The organism is Streptomyces sp. TOM-9 (assembly GCF_056858595.1).
Genome location: NZ_JBXEQB010000001.1, coordinates 872,946 through 891,069 on the forward strand (window position 1 = coordinate 872,946; position 18,124 = coordinate 891,069).

General features: G+C 72.8%; 19 protein-coding genes. 9 read left to right on the forward strand and 10 right to left on the reverse strand.

Translation table 11 applies throughout. The features are described 5' to 3' along the window. Positions 1–23: 23 nt before the first annotated feature. Entirely contained in the window at positions 24–1,625 is a 1,602-nt protein-coding gene (locus AC1VWI_RS03990) for an MFS transporter (protein ID WP_499509507.1), read from the reverse strand. Positions 1,626–1,726: 101 nt separating this feature from the next. Here AC1VWI_RS03990 and AC1VWI_RS03995 point away from each other — a divergent pair, with 101 nt between their 5' ends. Continuing rightward, positions 1,727–2,212 carry a winged helix-turn-helix transcriptional regulator gene (locus AC1VWI_RS03995; protein WP_499509508.1) on the forward strand — a complete coding sequence of 162 codons (486 nt, stop codon included), beginning with the start codon at positions 1,727–1,729 and terminating at the stop codon, positions 2,210–2,212. A gap of 39 nt (positions 2,213–2,251) precedes the next feature. Here the strand turns inward: AC1VWI_RS03995 and AC1VWI_RS04000 are convergent, their stop codons facing one another. Then, positions 2,252–3,220 (reverse strand): SDR family NAD(P)-dependent oxidoreductase, encoded by a 969-nt coding sequence (locus AC1VWI_RS04000; RefSeq protein WP_499509509.1) that lies wholly within the window; start codon positions 3,218–3,220, stop codon positions 2,252–2,254. A 45-nt stretch (positions 3,221–3,265) separates the two neighbouring features. Further along, positions 3,266–4,294 (reverse strand): LacI family DNA-binding transcriptional regulator, encoded by a 1,029-nt coding sequence (locus AC1VWI_RS04005; RefSeq protein WP_499516713.1) that lies wholly within the window; start codon positions 4,292–4,294, stop codon positions 3,266–3,268. A gap of 445 nt (positions 4,295–4,739) precedes the next feature. On the opposite strand from AC1VWI_RS04005, the gene AC1VWI_RS04010 reads away from it, so the two are divergent. The 3 genes from AC1VWI_RS04010 (at position 4,740) to AC1VWI_RS04020 (ending at position 8,449) form a co-directional block, all read left to right on the forward strand. Then, complete coding sequence (locus AC1VWI_RS04010) at positions 4,740–5,984, forward strand: glycoside hydrolase 5 family protein (RefSeq protein WP_499509510.1); 1,245 nt, start codon at positions 4,740–4,742, stop codon at positions 5,982–5,984. 133 nt (positions 5,985–6,117) lie between these two features. After that, positions 6,118–7,521, forward strand: coding sequence for a Si-specific NAD(P)(+) transhydrogenase (gene sthA / locus AC1VWI_RS04015; protein ID WP_499509511.1), 1,404 nt, complete (start codon positions 6,118–6,120; stop codon positions 7,519–7,521). Between the two features lie 151 nt (positions 7,522–7,672). Further along, positions 7,673–8,449, forward strand: coding sequence for a class I SAM-dependent methyltransferase (locus AC1VWI_RS04020; RefSeq protein ID WP_499509512.1), 777 nt, complete (start codon positions 7,673–7,675; stop codon positions 8,447–8,449). A 100-nt stretch (positions 8,450–8,549) separates the two neighbouring features. Here the strand turns inward: AC1VWI_RS04020 and AC1VWI_RS04025 are convergent, their stop codons facing one another. Beyond that, entirely contained in the window at positions 8,550–8,762 is a 213-nt protein-coding gene (locus AC1VWI_RS04025; protein WP_499509513.1) for a hypothetical protein, read from the reverse strand. Between the two features lie 82 nt (positions 8,763–8,844). After that, entirely contained in the window at positions 8,845–9,105 is a 261-nt protein-coding gene (locus AC1VWI_RS04030; protein ID WP_499509514.1) for an acyl carrier protein, read from the reverse strand. Between the two features lie 140 nt (positions 9,106–9,245). Between AC1VWI_RS04030 and AC1VWI_RS04035 the strand changes: the two genes are divergently transcribed. Further along, a complete protein-coding gene (locus tag AC1VWI_RS04035; protein ID WP_499509515.1) occupies positions 9,246–10,691 on the forward strand; it encodes an alpha/beta hydrolase in 1,446 nt (481 codons plus the stop codon). Between the two features lie 42 nt (positions 10,692–10,733). On the opposite strand, the gene AC1VWI_RS04040 is transcribed toward AC1VWI_RS04035, so the two are convergent. Continuing rightward, positions 10,734–11,666, reverse strand: a complete 933-nt coding sequence (locus AC1VWI_RS04040; RefSeq protein WP_499509516.1) for a 2-dehydropantoate 2-reductase — start codon at positions 11,664–11,666, stop codon at positions 10,734–10,736. A 68-nt stretch (positions 11,667–11,734) separates the two neighbouring features. Here AC1VWI_RS04040 and AC1VWI_RS04045 point away from each other — a divergent pair, with 68 nt between their 5' ends. Then, a complete protein-coding gene (locus tag AC1VWI_RS04045) occupies positions 11,735–12,367 on the forward strand; it encodes a CGNR zinc finger domain-containing protein (RefSeq protein WP_499509517.1) in 633 nt (210 codons plus the stop codon). Between the two features lie 9 nt (positions 12,368–12,376). Here AC1VWI_RS04045 and AC1VWI_RS04050 read toward each other — a convergent pair whose 3' ends face one another. The 3 genes from AC1VWI_RS04050 to AC1VWI_RS04060 form a co-directional block, all read right to left on the reverse strand. Beyond that, on the reverse strand, positions 12,377–13,276 hold the full coding sequence (locus AC1VWI_RS04050; RefSeq protein ID WP_499509518.1) for a LysR family transcriptional regulator: 900 nt from the start codon (positions 13,274–13,276) through the stop codon (positions 12,377–12,379). Between the two features lie 137 nt (positions 13,277–13,413). Beyond that, a complete protein-coding gene (locus tag AC1VWI_RS04055) occupies positions 13,414–14,373 on the reverse strand; it encodes an NAD(P)-dependent oxidoreductase (RefSeq protein WP_499509519.1) in 960 nt (319 codons plus the stop codon). 431 nt (positions 14,374–14,804) lie between these two features. Further along, positions 14,805–15,266, reverse strand: coding sequence for an ATP-binding protein (locus AC1VWI_RS04060; protein WP_499509520.1), 462 nt, complete (start codon positions 15,264–15,266; stop codon positions 14,805–14,807). 174 nt (positions 15,267–15,440) lie between these two features. Here AC1VWI_RS04060 and AC1VWI_RS04065 point away from each other — a divergent pair, with 174 nt between their 5' ends. Further along, positions 15,441–15,677 (forward strand): DUF397 domain-containing protein, encoded by a 237-nt coding sequence (locus AC1VWI_RS04065; RefSeq protein ID WP_499509521.1) that lies wholly within the window; start codon positions 15,441–15,443, stop codon positions 15,675–15,677. Positions 15,678–15,766: 89 nt separating this feature from the next. Continuing rightward, positions 15,767–16,675, forward strand: a complete 909-nt coding sequence (locus AC1VWI_RS04070; protein ID WP_499509522.1) for a Sco1979 family transcriptional regulator — start codon at positions 15,767–15,769, stop codon at positions 16,673–16,675. A 53-nt stretch (positions 16,676–16,728) separates the two neighbouring features. Here AC1VWI_RS04070 and AC1VWI_RS04075 read toward each other — a convergent pair whose 3' ends face one another. Further along, positions 16,729–17,544, reverse strand: a complete 816-nt coding sequence (locus tag AC1VWI_RS04075; RefSeq protein WP_499509523.1) for an SAM-dependent methyltransferase — start codon at positions 17,542–17,544, stop codon at positions 16,729–16,731. Between the two features lie 238 nt (positions 17,545–17,782). On the opposite strand from AC1VWI_RS04075, the gene AC1VWI_RS04080 reads away from it, so the two are divergent. Further along, positions 17,783–18,070, forward strand: coding sequence for a DUF1905 domain-containing protein (locus tag AC1VWI_RS04080; RefSeq protein WP_499509524.1), 288 nt, complete (start codon positions 17,783–17,785; stop codon positions 18,068–18,070). Positions 18,071–18,124 lie beyond the last annotated feature (54 nt).

An 18,124-nucleotide genomic window follows, 5' to 3' on the forward strand; every position in this document is an offset into this window, starting at 1 on the left:
GTTCGTCCTGGACGTGCCCGGGTTCAGTGGGCCTGCGGGGCGGGACGGTTGGCGATGAGCACGAGGGCCGCGACGGCGGCGACCGCCAGGCCGACGCCCGGGATGAGCACGGCCAGGTGCAGGGCTCCGGTGAAGGCGTCGCCGACGGCCGCGGTGACGGTGTCGCGGATCGCCGCCGGCAACGTGGAGCCCTGGTCTCCGGTGCCGACGGCCTGGGTCACCTGGTCGGCGAGGCCGGACGGGACGCCCCGGTCGGCGAGCTCGCCGGGCAGCCGGGAGGCGAGGCCGCTGGTCAGCACGGTGCCCGTGACGGTCGCCCCGAGCGTGCCGCCGACCTGGCGGAAGAGGTTGACGGTGCCGCTGGCCATGCCGCCGTCGGTGTGCGGCACGCTGATGACGGCCACGGCCGTGCTCGGCGGCAGGACCAGGCCCGCGCCGGCCCCGAACATCGCCATCAGCACCGCGAGCACGGGTATGGACGCGGTGGGGGTCTGGGCGGTCATCAGCAGCGCGCCGGCCGCGGCGAGCGCCGCGCCCGCGCCGAGGGTGGCCTTGAAACCGATCCGGCGTGCGATCCCCGCGGCGACGTAGCTGACCAGCACGTAGGAACCCATGATCGGCAGCAGCAGGAGTCCCGCGTCGAGGATGGACTCGTGCCGGATCCGCTCGAAGTACAGCACCTGGGCGAAGGCGGTGGCCACGAAGGCGTACTGGGCGATCATCGCGACGACGTTGGCCGTGGCGAAGGAGCGGCCGCGGAAGAGCCCGAGCTTCAGCATGGGCGTACGGGTGCGCGCTTCGTGCACGACGAAGGCGACGAGCGCCGCGGCCGCCACGGCGAAGGCAGTGATCGCCTTGGCCGTGCCGAAGCCGGTGTGGCCGCCCTCGATCAGGCCGTAGTTCAGCGCGCCGATGGACACGACCGCGAGCACCAGGCCCGGCGGGTCGAGGTGGCGTCCGGCCTGCCGGCTCTCGGTGACGAAACGGGGCGTGAGGACCAGCACCAGGACGGCGAGGACCACGTTGACCAGGAACACCGCGTGCCAGGACCAGTGCTCCAGGATCAGCCCGGCGGCCACGGGGCCGAAGGCGAGGCCGATGCCGGACACGGCGACCCAGATGCCGACGGCCCGGGTGCGGGCGTGCGGCTCGGCGAACATGTGCGTCACCAGGGACAGGCTGTTCGGCAGGATCGCGGCGCCGCCGAGGCCCATGAGGGCCTGGCCCGCGATGACGCCCGCGGCGCCGGAGGCCAGCGAGGTGACCAGGCTGCCCGCGCCGAGCAGCAGCATGCCGAGGGCGAACACGCGGCGACGGCCGAAGCGGTCTCCGACGGTGCCGGCGGCGAGCACGAAGCTGGCGACCATCATCGAGTAGATGCCCGCGATCCACACGAACGCCGCACCCGACACCCGCAGGTCCTGTTGGAGCGGGGCGAGGACCGCGACGGTCTGGGTGATGTTCACGAACATCGCCATCTGGCCGAGGCTCGCGACGACGAAGCCGATCCAGCGCTTCCTCGACTCCCCCGCGTGCGGTGTCCTCGCGGTCGTCCCTGCTGTGGTCCCTGCTGTGGTCGCACCCACGGTCACGGCCTTTGCCGCGGCGGCGCTCGTGCTCGTCATGAACGGTTCCCTCCTGAGCTGAGTCCGCATTTCGAACCTAGCTGCGGGTCGAACGCTACCAGCCCTGAGTTCTTTCCGCGAACTCAGGTAGGATCCGGACCATGGAATACCTCGACCAGGACGTCTCCAACTGCTCCGTCGGCCGCGCCATCGGCCTCGTGGGCGACTCCTGGGTGCTGCTGGTCCTTCGCGAGGTCACCCGCGGGGTCAGGCGTTTCAGCGACATCCAGGAGCACCTGGGCGTGTCCCGCTCGGTGCTGACCGACCGGCTGAACGGCCTGGTCGCCCAAGGGCTGCTCGGGCAGCGCGCGTACCGGGAGCCCGGCGCCCGGAGCCGCTCCGAGTACGTGCTCACCGAGAAGGGCCGCGACCTGTACCCGCTGATCACCGCCCTGCGGCAGTGGGGCGACAAGTACCTCGCCGACCCCGAGGGGCCCTCCCTCCTGACCACCCACCACGGCTGCGGCGCGCCCATCCGGGCCAGGCTGGTCTGCGAGGAGGGCCATGTGATCGACGCCCCGGAAGAGGTCGACCGCCGCCCCGGCCCCAGCGCCCGGCCCCGCCCCACCGCGGGCGCGACGGCCTGAGACCGGCCGCGCGGCGCCCGGGGTGGGGGGCGCGGGCGTTCAGGCGCCCGCGGCGAACGCGTCGACGCCGGTCAGCTCCGCGGACAGCCGCCACAGGCGCGCGGCCTGCTCGGGGTCGGTGGCGTGGTCGCGCACCCCGCCGGTGAGCCGGTCCGCGTCCTCGGTGAGGCGTTCCGCCACGTCGCAGTCCTCGCAGTAGAGACCGCCCCTGCCGTCGAGCATCGGTGACGTGGCGGCCCAGACCTGGGTCGCCGCGCCCTGCTGCGGTGTCTTGAGCGCCGGATCGGCGGGGTTGCCCTCCGCGTCGATCCAGCCCGCGGCGACCCTCTCCTCCAGCGGGACGTGACGGGCCAGGTCCGTGAGGATCACGCCCGGGTGCACCGAGAACGCCCGTACACCCCACTCCCGGCCCCGCCGGTCCAGCTCGACGGCGAACAGCGCGTTCGCCGTCTTCGCCTGCCCGTACGCCGCCCACTTGTCGTAGCCGCGCTCGAACATGACGTCGTCCCAGCGGATGCCCGAAAGCTGATGGCCCTGCGAGGACACCGAGACCACGCGCCCACCGCGCCTGGCGAGCGCCGGCCACAGCCGGTTGACCAGGGCGTGGTGCCCGAGGTGGTTGGTGGCGAACTGCGCCTCCCAGCCCGGGCCCACCCGCGTCTCCGGACAGGCCATGATCCCGGCGTTGCCGATCAACAGGTCGATGCCGCGGCCGGAGGCGAGGAAGCGCTCGGAGAAGTCGCGGACGCTGTCGAGGTCGGCGAGGTCGAGCGCGTCGGCCTCCGTCCCGCCCATCCCCGCGAGGGCCTTCCTGGCCGCTTCGGGACGCCGGGCGGCCACCACGACGTGGGCGCCCGCGCCGGCGAGGGCACGTGTGGTCTCCCGTCCGAGGCCCGCGTGACCACCGGTGACGACGGCGAGCTTCCCGGTGAGGTCGATCCCGCGCAGCACCTCCCGCGCGGTCGTGCGGGCACCGAATCCGGTTCCGATCCTGGTCTGAGCTGTCATGCCCCCATGCTGGGAGCTGGAGTGCGCTCCAGGGCAAGTGCCCGCTCAGCCGCGCGGCGGCGCCGTGCTGTTGCGGACGACGAGTGCCGGCGTCGGCTGGGCCACGTCGCGGGCCGGGCGGCCGCCGAGCAGGCAGACCAGTTCCTGCGCCGCACGACGCCCGAAGGCCGTCGCGTCGCGGTCCAGGGCGGTCAGGCGCGGATGCGTGGCCCGGCAGAGCGCCGAGTCCTCCCAGGCGACCACCGACAGGTCGCGCGGTACGGACAGGCCCATGCCGAGCGCCACACCGGCGCCCGCGACCGCCATCACGTCGTTGTCGTAGATGATCGCCGTGGGCGGCTCGGGTCCGGCCAGCGCGAGGCGGGTGGCCTCGGCGCCCTGGCCCTCGGAGTAGTCGGTGGTGACCGAGCGGACACCGGACATCCCCCGGCGCGCGGCCCCGGCCCGCAGCGAGCCGATGCGGCGCGTGGTGTGCGCCAGGCCGGCCAGGCCCGCGACGTGCACGACACGGTGGTGGCCCAGCCCCGCCAGGTGGTCGACGATCGCGCCCATGGCGGCCGCGTCGTCCACCCGGACGGTGGAGATCACCGGGTACGGGACCGGCTCGTGCGGTTCACGGTCGACGTCGCGGCCGCCGACCACCACGGCGGGCAGGCCCAGGGCGTCCAGGAGGGCCGGCCGGGGATCGCCGATCCGCGGGTCCACGACGATGACCCCGTCGACCCGCTGCTCGGCCCACCACCTGCGGTAGACCGCGCACTCCTCCTCGGCGTCCGCCACCACCCGGAAGAGCAGGCCGAGATGGCGTTCCGACAGCACCTCCTGGATGCCCGAGACGAGCTGGAGGAAGAACGACTCGATGCCCAGCGAGCTCGCCGGGCGGGCGAGCACCAGGCCCACGGTGGCGGCGCCCTCCCCCGACAGGGCCCGCGCGGCCGTGCTGGCCCGCCAGCCGAGCTGGTCGGCGACCCGGCGCACACGCCTGCGGGTGGTCTCGGAGACCCCGGGACGGTCGTTGAGCGCGAAGGACACGGCGCTCTCGGAGACGCCCGCCCGCCGGGCGATGTCCTTCATCGTGGGGCGCCGGGCGGGGACGCGCCGGCCGGTCCGGGCAGCGGGCGGCGGCTCCACCGGTGGCTCGTGCGCCGCGATCGTGGCCCCCTCGGATCGTCCGCCTGACGTCGTACGCGCCGGGCCCCGGGCGGCGCGACGCGGGGACCAGTATCCCCCAGCCCGGGAGGGTTGGGCACTAAAGCGCTTGAGCGACATGGCCCTAAAGCGCATTAGCGCTGACGCCCGAATTCCCTTCGCACTCCGTTGATCTGCGGATTCACGGCCCCAAGACGTAAGCGAGAGGGCCGAGTTGACTTTCCCGGGGGCGCGGTGTCACCTTGTCGTGGGCGCCGGCGGCGACTCCCCCAGCCGCGCCGATCACGGGACGGACATCCCCCGACCGCCCTGCGACCACCGGTTCCGCCGCCGCGCGCCCACCCCAGCTCGTACGATCACGGGAACCGCCATGACACCGCGCTTCGGCGTCAACTACACGCCCAGCCAAGGCTGGTTCCACCACTGGCTCGACTTCGACCTCGACGCCGTCCGCGCCGATCTGGACTCCATCACCCGCCTCGGCCTGGACCACATCCGGGTCTTCCCGCTGTGGCCGCTGTTCCAGCCCAACCGCACCCTGATCCGGCCGCGCGCCGTGGAGCAACTGGTCGCGCTGGTCGACGCCGCGGCCGAGCACGGCCTGGACGTCAACGTGGACGGGCTGCAGGGCCACCTGTCGAGCTTCGACTTCCTGCCCTCCTGGACGGCCACCTGGCACCGCCGGAACATCTTCACCGACCCGGACGTCGTCGCCGCCGAGGCCGAGTACCTGCGCACGCTCGCCGCGGCACTCGCGGACCGGCCCAACTTCCTCGGCATGACCGTGGGCAACGAGATCAACCAGTTCTCCGGCCCGCCGCACCCGGACCCGGACCCCATCGGCCCGGCCGAGGCGGAGGCCTGGCTGCGCCTGATGCTCGACGCGTGCGAGCGCGGCGCCCCCGGCAAGCTCCACCTGCACGCCGAGTACGACGCCGCCTGGTACCAGGACGACCACGCCTTCACCCCCGCGCAGGCCGCCCGCCTCGGCTTCGCGACCGCGGTGCACTCCTGGGTCTTCAACGGAACGGCCCAGCGCCACGGCCACGCGGGCGTGGCCACCGAGCACCACGCCGCGTACCTGATCGAGCTGTCGAAGGCCTGGGCCACCGATCCGCACCGCCCGGTCTGGCTCCAGGAGGTCGGCGCCCCCGCGCCGGTGGTGCCGCCCGAGCACGCGGCGGCGTTCGCCACCGCCACCGTCGCGGGCGCCCTGGACTGCGAGGACGTGTGGGGGGTGACCTGGTGGTGCTCGCACGACGTCGCCCGGTCCCTCGCCGACTTCCCCGAACTCGAGTACACCCTCGGGCTCCTCACCAACGACCGCGAGGTCAAGCCGGCGGGCACCGCGGTGGCCCGCGCCGTGGCGGAGCTGCGCGACCGCGGGTACGCGCCGCGGCCGCGGACGACCGCGCTCGTCGTCGACGCGGGCGACGCCCTGACGGCGCCCCGCCGGGCCGGATGCGCCCCCGGCGGCGAGGTGTTCGAGGCGTGGGCCGCGCTGACCGCCCGGGGCGTACGGCCCGCCCTGGTGCTCGCCGACCGGGCCGCGGACGCGGCGCACCTGGCCGCCCGCGGCATCACCGAGGTCGTCACGCCCGCCCAGGCCCGCTGAGCCCCCCGTGCCCCGTCCCCCGGCGGGCCCCCGGGCACGGGTCCCGCACCCGTGCCCGGGGACCCGGGGACGCCACCGGCCGCATCGCCGACAGCCCTTTCCCGGGGACGCCGTGGCCTGACAGACTCGTCCGGTGACCGAATTCGACCTGCTCGTCATCGGATCCGGCCCGGGTGGCCAGAAGGCCGCCATCGCCGCGGCCAAGCTGGGCCGCCGGGTCGCCGTCGTCGACCGCCCCGACATGGTCGGCGGGGTCTCCATCCACTCCGGCACCATCCCGTCGAAGACGCTTCGCGAGGCCGTGCTCTACCTGACCGGGCTCACCCAGCGGGACCTGTACGGCCAGAGTTACCGCCTCAAGGAGGACATCACCATCGCGGACCTCACCGCGCGCACCCAGCACGTGGTAAGCCGCGAGGTGGACGTGATCCGCAGTCAGCTCTCCCGCAACCGCGTCACCATGCTCACCGGGACCGGCCGCTTCATGGACGACCACACGGTCGCCGTGGAGGACCCTTCCGGCCGCGAGGTGCTGGTCACCGCCGGGAACATCGTCATCGCCACCGGGACGCGCCCGGCCCGTCCGTCGACCGTGGAGTTCGACGACCGCACGGTGATGGACTCCGACAGCGTGCTCAACCTGGACCGGGTCCCGCGCTCCATGGTCATCGTCGGCGCCGGCGTCATCGGCATCGAGTACGCCTCGATGTTCGCCGCGCTGGGCAGCAAGGTGACGGTGGTCGAACAGCGCGACGGGATGCTGGACTTCTGCGACGTCGAGGTGGTCGAGGCGCTCAAGTACCACCTGCGGGACCTCGCCGTCACCTTCCGCTTCGGCGAGACGGTGGCGGCCGTGGAGCGGCACGCGACGGGCGCGCTGACCGTCCTGCAGAGCGGGAAGAAGATCCCCGCGGACGCCGTGATGTACTCGGCCGGGCGGCAGGGCCTCACGGACGCCCTCGACCTCGGCAAGGCGGGCCTCACCGCCGACAAGCGGGGCCGGATATCGGTGGACGAGCACTACCGCACCTCCGTGCCGCACATCTACGCCGTCGGCGACGTCATCGGCTTCCCGGCGCTCGCGGCCACCTCCATGGAGCAGGGCAGGCTCGCCGCGTACCACGCCTGCGGCGAACCGGTGAACGCGATGCACGGCCTGCAGCCCATCGGCATCTACACGATCCCGGAGATCAGCTTCGTCGGCCGTACGGAGGACCAGCTCACCGACGACAACGTGCCCTTCGAGGTGGGCATCTCGCGCTACCGCGAGCTGGCCCGCGGCCAGATCATCGGCGACTCGCACGGCATGCTGAAGCTGCTGGTGTCCACGGAGGACCGCACGCTGCTCGGCGTCCACTGCTTCGGCACCGGCGCCACGGAGCTGCTGCACATCGGCCAGGCGGTGATGGGCTGCGGCGGCACGGTCGACTACCTGGTCGACGCCGTGTTCAACTACCCGACCCTCGCCGAGTCGTACAAGGTGGCCGCCCTCGACGCCACCAACAAGCTCCGCCAGATCAACCGCCTCACCGGCTGACGCCGGGCCGTCGCGTGCGGGGTGCCCCGGCCGGGGGCGCCCCGCACACCGGTACCACCCGTTCGGAGGGGGAACGGCGGGGGCGCTGCGTGGCAGCCTCCCGAGAGGGACGGAGAACGCGTCCCCCGTGACCTCCGAGGGAGTACCCGCCATGGCCACCAGGAAGAACCTCCGGGCCGACCGCACGAGCCTCACCCACAAGGTCGGCTACGCCCTCCGGCACCCCACGCGGGTCGCCGGATACGCGCGCCGGGCCGCGCGGGACCGCTGGCTCGCGCACCGGCACCGCGACCACGTGGCGTACTACCGGGCCGTCATGGCCAGCGACACCGCGCGGGACCCCGAGGCCGCCGTCGGCAGCGCCAGCCACGACCGCTGGCTGGCGCTGGGCGCGATGCAGTTCGACTACCTGCGTGAGCACGGCCTGTCGCCCCGGCACCGGCTGCTGGACATCGGGTGCGGCAACCTGCGGGCGGGCTGGCGCCTGATCGAGCACCTGGACGCCGGCCACTACTACGGCATCGACATCTCCCCCGACATCCTGATCGCCGCCAAGCGCACCGTGACCGCGCAGGGCCTGCAGCGCAAGCTGCCGTACCTCACGCTCACCCACGACCTGACCTTCGACTTCCTGCCGGACCGCCACTTCGACGTGGTCCACGCGCACAGCGTCTTCTCCCACTCGCCCCTGGAGGTCATCGACGAGTGCCTGGCCCACGTGGCGCGGATCCTGGCCCCCGGCGGGTGGTTCGACTTCACGTTCGACCGCACCGAGGGGAAGGAACACCACGTGCTGCGCGAGGACTTCTACTACCGCACCGAGACGCTGGTGGACCTGGCCGCCCGGCACGAGCTGCGCGCCCGCTTCATGGACGACTGGGAGCTGCGCGGCCACGGGCAGTCGAAGATCCGCGTCCACGCGGGCTGAGCCGTGCCGGACGTCCGGGCACGCCGGGGGCGGACCCCGTCGTGGGGCCGGAAGGGTCCTCCCGCCGGTGACGGCCCCCGCGCGTACGACGGCGACGTGTTCAGGAGGCGCGTAGCACGCAGGCTCCCGCATCGAGGGAGCCGTCACCCGCAGGGCCGACGTCGGCCACGAGGCCGTGCGGGCGCGCTTGCGAGCCCGGCTCCGTCACCGCGGCCGGGCGGCCGGTGTCGATGCCGCAGTGCCGCAGCGCGGCGTCCCCGGTGCCGGCCCCGCCCGCACCCGCGTCCCGTGACCCGGACCTGCCGCGGGACACGGCCTTCCCGGTCCTCGGCGAGAGCTACGTGGTGCCGTGCGCGGTGTGGGACGACCACGCCGCCGACGAGGCGCGGCCGTCGTCAGGGGGCCTCCGCGGCCTCCTGTTCGGCGCGTTTGCCGGCCACGTGCTCGACGAGGTCGCGCACGGTGCCCATCCGCTCGACCTCGTCGGCCAGCAGCATCACTCCGACCTCGCGCTCGACGGCGTCGGCGGCATGCTGCTTGGCCCGGTCGCCCAGGCGCAACTGGGCGAAGGTCGTGTCCGGCCCGATCTCCTCCGGAGCCACGTCCGCACATCCGGCGACCACCCTGCGCACGATGCCGGCGACATCCTCGGTCATGTTCCCTCTCCCCTCCGGTGACTGCCCGATACGCCTACCCCGCCGGCGGCGGAGGACCGCACCGGTGCGCCGGGCCGTTCGGGGGAACGGCCGGTGTCGTGGTGCGGCGTGCCGGGGCGCGGCTCGTACGTTCGGCCGGTATGACGCACCTTCCGCACGACTCCGCCCCCGCGCCCACCCGTCGCACCGCGCTGGCCGGGCTCGCGGTGGGGGCCGGGGCCCTGGCGGCGGCCGCCGGGTGCACGCCCTCGGGCGCCTCCCCCGCGGGCCCGCCTTCGCCCGGCGGTCCGGGAACGGGGCCCGGGTCCGGGCGGACGTCGGCCTCCGCAACGGGTCCCGCGGGCGGTGCCACCCCCGGGGTGATGGCCCTCTTCGACGACCCCGCCTACGACTTCAACGCGCTCCTGGCCCTCGGCGCCTGCGGCTACGGCTCCGCCGAGGCCGGCGAGGTGCTCACCGCCGTGAACGCCGTCACCACGGCGGGGGTGTCGGCGCAGTCGTACACCCGCACCTTCAGGGAGCTGGGCGACCGGCTGCTCACGACGCCGAGGGGCAGCATGCCCGGGCGCCAGACGACACGGTTCCGGACGCTGCGGGCGGCCCAGTACTACGGCCAGGCGCTGTTCTTCGTCCTCGGCTCCGAGGACCCGGGCAGCGAGGAGCAGCTCTACCGTGCCGGGCGCCGCGCCTGGGACGCCTTCTGCGAACGCTGCGATCCGGCCCCGGTGACGGCGGCGGTGGACTACGGGAGGACGCGGATGCCGGTGTGGTTCTTCCGCCCGGAAGGGGCGCAACGGCGGCGGCCCACCGTGATCCTGACCAACGGCAGTGACGGCCAGAACGTCGACATGTGGACCTACGGTGTGGCGGCGGCCCTGGACCGCGGCTGGAACGCGCTCGTCTACGACGGCCCGGGGCAGGGCCATGTGCTCTTCGTGGAAGAAGTCGTCTTCACCCCGCGCTGGGAGAAGGTCGTCACCCCGCTGGTGGACTGGCTGACCGCCCGCTCCGACGTGGACCCCGACCGGATCGCCCTCACCGGGCTGAGCATGGGCGGCAACCTGGCGCCCCGGGCGGCCGCCTTCGAGCACCGGATCGCCGCCCTGGTGGCGATGCCCGGCTGTGTGTCCCCCTGGCTGGCCTTCCCCCGGGAGGTCCGGGAGATCCTCACCGCCGACAAGGAGCGGGCCAACGCCGTCTGGAACAAGGAGGTCGTCCCGGCGCTGAGCCCGTCCGAGGCGGCGACGCTCAAGAAGCGCTTCGAACCCTTCTCGGCCCCGGCGATGACCGAGGCACGGGAGGGCAGGATGTTCACCGACTTCTTCACCCCCGCCCGGCTCATCGCCTCACTGGACGTCAGCGATGTGCTGGGCCGCATCAAGGCGCCCACCCTGGTGCTGGACTACGAGTTCGAGCAGTTCTACCCAGGGCAGCCGCGCCGGATGTACGACGGGCTCACCGCCCCGAAGGACTACGTGAAGCTCACCGCGGCCACCGGGGCGCAGCTGCACTGCTCCCCGATGGCCCCCCAGCAGCACTGCGAGGTCGTCTTCGACTGGCTGCAGGACACGCTCTCGGTGCGCTGACCCGGGGCGTGGCGACCGGCGACCGGCGACCCCGTACGGCGGTCACCCCACGCGCGGCCGGCCCGGCACATAGGGCGCGAGGATGTCGGCCACGGTGCGGTTGCGGGGCGTGGGGACGCCCAGTTCGCGGCCGAGGTCGGCGACGCCTCCGCTGAGCCACGGCAGTTCCAGGCGGTTGCCCTGCTCCAGGTCGTTGTGCATGGAGGAGGTCATCGTGGCGGGCAGCGTGTCGCAGAAGGCCAGTTGCTCGTCGACGAAGGACTCGTCGAGGTGCACGCCCGAGGCCCGGCCGACGGCGACGACCTCCGCCATGACGTCCCGCAGCAGCGACCGCGTCGCGGGATCGGCGCGGACGACGCCGATCGGCTGGCGCACGGCCGAGGTGGTGCCCGACAGGCCCGTGAGGAACACGAACTTCTGCCACACGACCCGCGCGATGTCGACGCTGACCTCCGCGTCCACGCCGGCCTTCGCGCACACCTCGCGGAACTCCTCCGCCCGCGCCGCCCCCTCCCCGTCGTACGGGCCGAAGACCAGCTTCTGCATCGTCCCGCGGTGGGAGACGACGCCGGGTTCCTCGATGACGGCGGAGATGTAGCAGACCCCGCCCCACACGGCCTCGGGCGGCAGGTGCCGGCGCAGGACCGTGTCCTTCCGGACGCCGTTCTGAAGGGAGATCACCCGCGCGCCCGCCTCGGCGAGGCCACGCAACTGCGCGGCGACGTCCTCGGTGTCCCACAGCTTGACCGCGACCAGCACGACGTCGGCGGGACCGACCTCGCCGATGTCCGGCACGAACCCGTCGGCCGGTGCCCGGAACTCCCCCAGCGGGCTCCGGACGGCCAGCCCGCCGTTGGCCCGGATCGCCTCCAGATGCCGACCGCGGGCGACGAAGGTGACCTCGTTGCCCGCCTCCGCGAGGCGGGTGCCGAAGTAGCCCCCCACTCCGCCCGCTCCCACGACCGCTATGCGCATGGCGTGCTCCCTTCCCGGTCCGGCCTGGCCGATGGCTTAATAACCGTCTTCAAGGTTACTATGGACACATGAGCGAGCGCGCACCGGCCACGAGGGCCCCGGCCACTCCCCGCACCCGCGTCACGGCCAAGGTCCGTGCACTGCGCTTCGACGCGGGCACCCTCTCGCTCGACCTCGTCGCCACCGTCGGCCGCCGTCCCAGCACCCCCGTGGAGCGGCTCGGCGATCACGACCGCCTCCGCGCCTGGTGCGGCGGCGTCGGACTGACCCTGCGGGACGGGGAGGACGCAACGGCCCTGCTCGGGGCCCTCCACGAACTGCGCGCCGCCGCCACCGACGTCGCCACCGCGGTCGTCGACGGCCGCACGCCGCAAGCGGAGAGCGTGGGCCTGCTCAACGACCTGGCCCGCATCGAACCCCCCGCGCCCCTCCTCCGCATCGACGCCCAAGGGCGCCCGAGCGCCGGGACGGAACCGCTGTCGGCCGCCCAGTTGCTCTCCGCCGTCGCCCGGGACCTGATCGCGCTGGTCACCGAGCCGCGCCTGCGGGACCGGCTGCGCACCTGCGCCGCGGAGATCTGCGGCATGCTCTACCTCGACCCCGGCAACGGGAAGCCGCGCAAGTGGTGCTCCATGGAGCGCTGCGGCAACAACGCGAAGGCCGCCCGGCACCGGCACCGCGCCTCCGCGCCCACCCCGTAGCCCCACCGCCTAAGGCGACACCGGCTGGGCGAAGGCCGCGATGAAATGCCCGAGGTCACGCCGGTGCGAACTGGACGGCCACACCGCCCAGGTCCTGCGGACCAGGGGGTCTCCCACCAGGGGCGACCACACGACCGTTTCGGGGATCGGCTGCGCCCAGTTCGGCGGGGCCAGTGCGAACGCCCGCCCGGTGATCACGGCCGCCAGCTTCACCTCCGCGATCAGCGGCTCCCCCGCGCCCGCCTCGGGACCCACGTCCAGCCCGTGGCTGCGCAGCACCGAGGTCAGTTCGTCCCACCAGACCGGACTGCCGGCCCGGGGGAAGCCCACCCACTCCAGCCCCGCCAGGCACTCCAGGCGGACGCCGTCCGGTCCGGCGAGTTCGGCCGCCTGGTCGGCCGCGAGCAGCACTCCGAGGTTCTCCCGGACCACCAGCATCGCGTCGAATTCGGGCCCGGCCGGGCGCTCACGCGTCAGGCCGACGTCGAGCTCGTCCGCGTGCAGCGCCTCCAACTGGGCCGCCGTGGACAGATGACGGGCCTGCACCCGGGTGTCGGGGTAGGCCCGGGACAACTCGGTGAGCACGGGGGTCAGCAGGTCGGGCGGCAGCTCCAGCGGGATGCCCAGCCGCAGGGTGCCCCCGCCCTGCGCCGTCAGGGCCGCCATCGTCCGCACGGCCTGGTCGTGGCGCGCGAGCACGGCGCGCGCCTCGGAGAGCAGGACCGCCCCGGCCTCCGTCGTCCGTACGCCGGAACTGGACCGCACCAGGAGTTTGACGCCGAGTTGACGCTCCAGCGCGGTGACGGTCTGCGACAGCGCCGACTGGCTCACGTGCAGCCGCCGCGCCGCGGCGGACATCCCGCCCTCCTCCGCCACGGCGACGAAGACACGCAACTCCCGCAGTTCCATCCGGCCATCCCACCACGCGGCGCCGGAAGGACGTCCCGACAGGCCAGGCGAATTCCCGATCGGGGAACACGCCGACCCCTGGGGGTGATTCGCCGGGCCGACCGGCCCCCGGGATGTTTCCCGGGGGCCGCCACCGCTCAGCGCGCGGCGGCCATCAGCGGCAGGACGTTCACCAGGGACTCGCCGCCCGCGTAGCGGGCCAGCTGCTGCGCGATGAAGGCGAGGGAGGTGGGCGTGAAGGCGTCGGTGAAGGCCCCGACGTGCGGGGTGATGAGGACGCCGGGCAGGTACCACAGCGGGTGGCCGCTGGGCAGCGGCTCGGGCGCGGTGACGTCCAGGGCGGCACGCAGCCGCCCGCGTCCGGCTTCCCGCACCAGCGCCCGCGTGTCGACGAGTTCCCCCCTGGCCACGTTGACCAGGACGGCCCCGTCCTTCATCAGGGCCAGGCGGGAGCCGTCCATCAGGTCGCGGGTCTCGTCCGTCAGGGGCGCGCACAGCACGACGGCGTCGGCGGAGGGGAGCAGCCCGGGCAGGTCCGCGAACCCGTGCACGTGGCCGTCCGCGGTGTCGCGCGCGGTACGTGCCAGCCGGACCACCCGGCAGCCGAACGGGGCGAGCCTGGCGGCCACGGCCCTTCCGACCGCGCCCTGTCCGACGATCAGGACCTCCTTGCCGGACAACGTGGGGAAGACACGGGGCTGCCACTGACCCAGGGCGTGCCGGCGGGAGAAGTCGTCGAGACCGCGCCCCGCGGCCAGCAGCAGCGTCACCGCCAGCTCGGCCGTGGCCTCGCCGTGCACGCCGTTGGCCGTGGCGACACGGGTGCCGGAGGGCAGCAGCCCCAGGAAGGGTGCGAGGTAGTCGTGCCCGGAGCTGAGGACCTGGAGGACCTCCAGCCGCTCGGCGTGGTGCAGCAGCCGGTCGAGGATCTGGTGCTGCTTGGCCGGGACGGGCGGGACGACGACGAACCGTACGTCCCGGGGATCGGAGGGGAAGGCCGAAAGACCGTCCCAGAAGTGGTACGACAGGCCGTCGGGCAGCGGTCCGGCGAATTCACCGGACCGATAGGGGAGCCAGACCGCGCGGCTTTCTTGCATGATTCGCTGTGCTTTTCTGTGGAGCTCGGAGGACGGGCGTGCCACGCCGGGTGCCCCGGGGCTCCGTCCTTCAGAGCAGGGGCCCTTCCGTCGCGGACGGACGCGTCCGCGGGCCCGGAGAATCTGACATCGTTGTCAAACCGTGAACCTCACGAACGCTAGCACACCTGACGAAAGGGCCATTGACGGCGAGCGGCAGGAACCGGCGGCGCGTCAACAAAAGGTGAATTCCTGTCCCGGGAAGGGCAAAGACGCAGTCATCGACCGCCCTCGGGGAGCGCATGCGTCCTCCCGGCCGCGCGGAGCGGCGGAGCGGAGCGGCGAACCGTCAGGCCGCGGCGAGGCATCCCCCCGGTGCCCCGCCGCGGCGCTTCTGGCCCCCGTTCCCCCGTCCCACGGCGTCCGGTCTGCGGGACGCCGTGGGGCGGAAGTCACATGGGCGCGGAGATCAGCGCCCAGACGGACTTGCCCGCCTCGTCGGGCGGTGTCCACCCCCAGGACTCGCTCAGCGAGTCGATGATGTGCAGCCCCCGCCCGGTCTCGGCGAACCAGTCCGGTTCCTTCACCACCGGGACGCCCGTGCCGGGGTCGGCGACCGTGCAGAGCACGGACTCGTCGCGGCGGAGCAGGCCCAGCCAGACCGGCCGGCTCGACAGCGGCGCGTACGCCGGGTCGTCGAGGCCGTAGCGCACGGCGTTGGTCAGCATCTCCGACACCACGATCGAGGCGGTGTCGACGATCGCGAGCATCCCCCAGTTGCTCAGGGTGGCACGCGTGAACTGCCGTGCGGAACCTGCGGCGTGGAGGTCACCGCTCAGGCCGCAGGCGGCAAAGCGTGACCCTGAGTCCTCGGTCAGGCCGTAGTCGAGGGGGATCGCCGGATGCGTGGTCATCGGGAACTCCGCAGAGCTGTCGGGCGGGGGGGCGCGGTGCTGTCTGCGTCCACCACTATCCCCGCCGGATCCCTACCCGTGCAAGCACATCTGCAATTACAGTCGTAAGTGCAAGGGTAAGTACATCTGCACGTGCATCTGCACGTGCAGATGGCCCGTCAAGGAGGCGTAGCCATGCGGGAGTTCGACAACGGCGTACCGGCCACCGACATCGAGGGCGCGGTCTGGAGGAAGAGCGGCCGGAGCAACCCCAGCGGCAACTGCGTCGAGCTGGCGGCGCTGCCCGGTGGAGGCTTCGCGATGCGCAACTCCCGCCACCCGGGCGGACCTGCGCTCATCTACACGCGCGCGGAGATCGAGGCCTTCCTCGGCGGCGTGAAGGACGGGGACTTCGATGACATGACCGGCTGACAAAACGTCGGCATGCCATAAGATGCGGCTGTATTCGGGCACCACTCAGTGAGACACTGACGGTCCGCCCAGTCACCACGGGAGCCGGCATGACCGCGACGCGGCCGAGCAACGAACCGTCGATAAGGCAGTACCTGGAGCACCCGCGCGGTGGTCCGACGGTGCTGCGCATCGTGCTCGGCACCCAGCTGCGGAGGCTGAGGGAGTCCCGGGGCATCACCCGCGAAGCGGCGGGTGACGCGATCCGTGGCTCCCACGCCAAGATCAGCCGCCTCGAACTGGGCCGCGTCGGCTACAAGGAGCGTGACGTCGCCGACCTCCTCACCCTCTACGGCGTGACCGACGAGACCGAGCGCGCGGACTGCCTCAAGCTCGCCCACCAGGCCAACACCCCCGGCTGGTGGCACCGATACGCCGATGTGCTCCCCGGCTGGTTCGAGACGCTCGTGGGCCTCGAGGAGGCCGCCTCCGTCATCCGTACGTACGAGGTGCAGTTCATCCCCGGTCTGCTGCAGACCGAGGAGTACGCCCGCGCCGTCATCCGGCTGGGGCACCCCAGGGCGTCCGGGGTCGAGGTCGAGCGCCGGGTCGCGCTGCGCATGGAGCGCCAGCACCTGCTGAACGGGCCCAACGCACCCCGGCTGTGGGCGGTCGTGGACGAGGCGGCGCTGCGCCGTCCGATGGGCGGCGCCGAGGCGATGGCGCGCCAGCTGGAGCGGCTCATCGAGGCGGCCGCGATGCCGAACGTGACGCTGCAGGTGGCGCCGTTCAGCGTCGGCGGCCTCGCCACCGCCGGCGGACCGGTCACGATCCTGCGTTTCCTGGAGCCGGACCTGCCCGACATCGTCTACCTGGAACAGCTCACCAGCTCGCTGTACCTGGACAAGCAGGACGACGTCGACAACTACCTGGCCGTCATGGACCGGCTCAGCGCCGAGGCCGAACCCCCGGTCCGGACGCCGGACTTCCTGCGCGACTTCCTCAAGCAGCTGTCGTGAGCTGACACGGTTCCCCGGGGCCGGCCCTTCCGGCCCCGGGACCCCTGACGTCCTCAGGCCTTGCGGCCGACCCCGCCGAACTCGATCCACTCCTGGGTGGCCTGCCGGGGCGCAAGGTCCGTGTCGGGGCGCCAGGTGGACACCTCGACCAGCCCCGGCTCCAGGATCCGCAGACCGTCGAGGAAGCCCTCGACGTCGCTCTCCTGGCGGACCCGGCCCCAGTTGCCCTGGGTGCTGGCGTCCATGAACTCCGTGACGAAGTCGCGCACCGCCTTGTCCTCGCTGACGAGCTGGCACACCACGAGGAAGCTGCCCGGCGCCAGCCGCTCCGCGACGCGCTTGACCAGGCCCGCCGGGTCGTCCTCGTCGGGGATGCAGTGCAGCACCGAGACGAAGAGGGCGGCGACCGGCTGGCTGAAGTCGATCAGCCGCTCCACCTCGGAGTGGCCGAAGATGCCGTCGGTGTCACGGAAGTCTGCCTGGATGACGGCCGTGTTCTCGTTCTCCTCCAGCAGCGCACGGCCGTGCGCCAGCACGATCGGGTCGTTGTCGACGTAGACGACGCGCGCGGCCGGGTCGACGCGCTGGGCGACCTGGTGGACGTTGTCCTGCGTCGGCAGGCCTGACCCGTGGTCCAGGAACTGGCGTATCCCGTACTCGCGGGCGAGCACGCCCACGACGCGCTGCAGGAACCTGCGGTTGTTGACGGCAAGTTCCTTGGTGCTCGGGACGACCTTGAGCAGCTCCTCGGAGGCCTCACGGTCGACGGCGTAGTTGTCCTTGCCGCCGAGCAGGAAGTCGTACATCCGGGCGACGCTGGGAATCCCGGTGTCGATCGCGGTCGGCAGCGGCTCTCGCTCCTGGCTCATCCGGCCCCTCACAGTCCTGCCCACGCCCTGAACGCGGGGTGATCGCGGAAGTCCCATTCTAGGCTCAAGTCACCTCCCCGCCCTGCGGTTTCACCCATGCGAAGTGAATTGATCGCCAACATGTTTGACTCCTGAAACACCATCAGTCACCGCGCTACCGGACGTTTCCCCCTCCCTTCGGGGGCACCGCCTGTACGCTGAGGCGGTCCGGCCACCCTGCAGGAACGGGACCGACCTCATGGAGCTCGTCTTCGCCGGCCGTGTGATCGAGTGGCGCGGACCATCGCCGTACTACTTCGTGACCGTGCCGGAGGAGGAGTCCGAGCACATCCGCGAGGTGGCCGCGATGGCCACCTACGGCTGGGGCGTCATCCCCGTCGAGGCCCGCATCGGGGGCACCTCCTTCACGACGTCGCTCTTCCCCAAGGACGGCGGTTACCTGCTGCCTCTGAAGGTCGCCGTACGCAGACCCCAGGGCATCGCGGCCGGGGACGACGTGACCGTGGAGATGACGGTCCGCCTCTGACGTGACGGCGACGCCCCGCGCGGTTCGGTCCAGTGGGGGCGGCGCGCGCTCAAC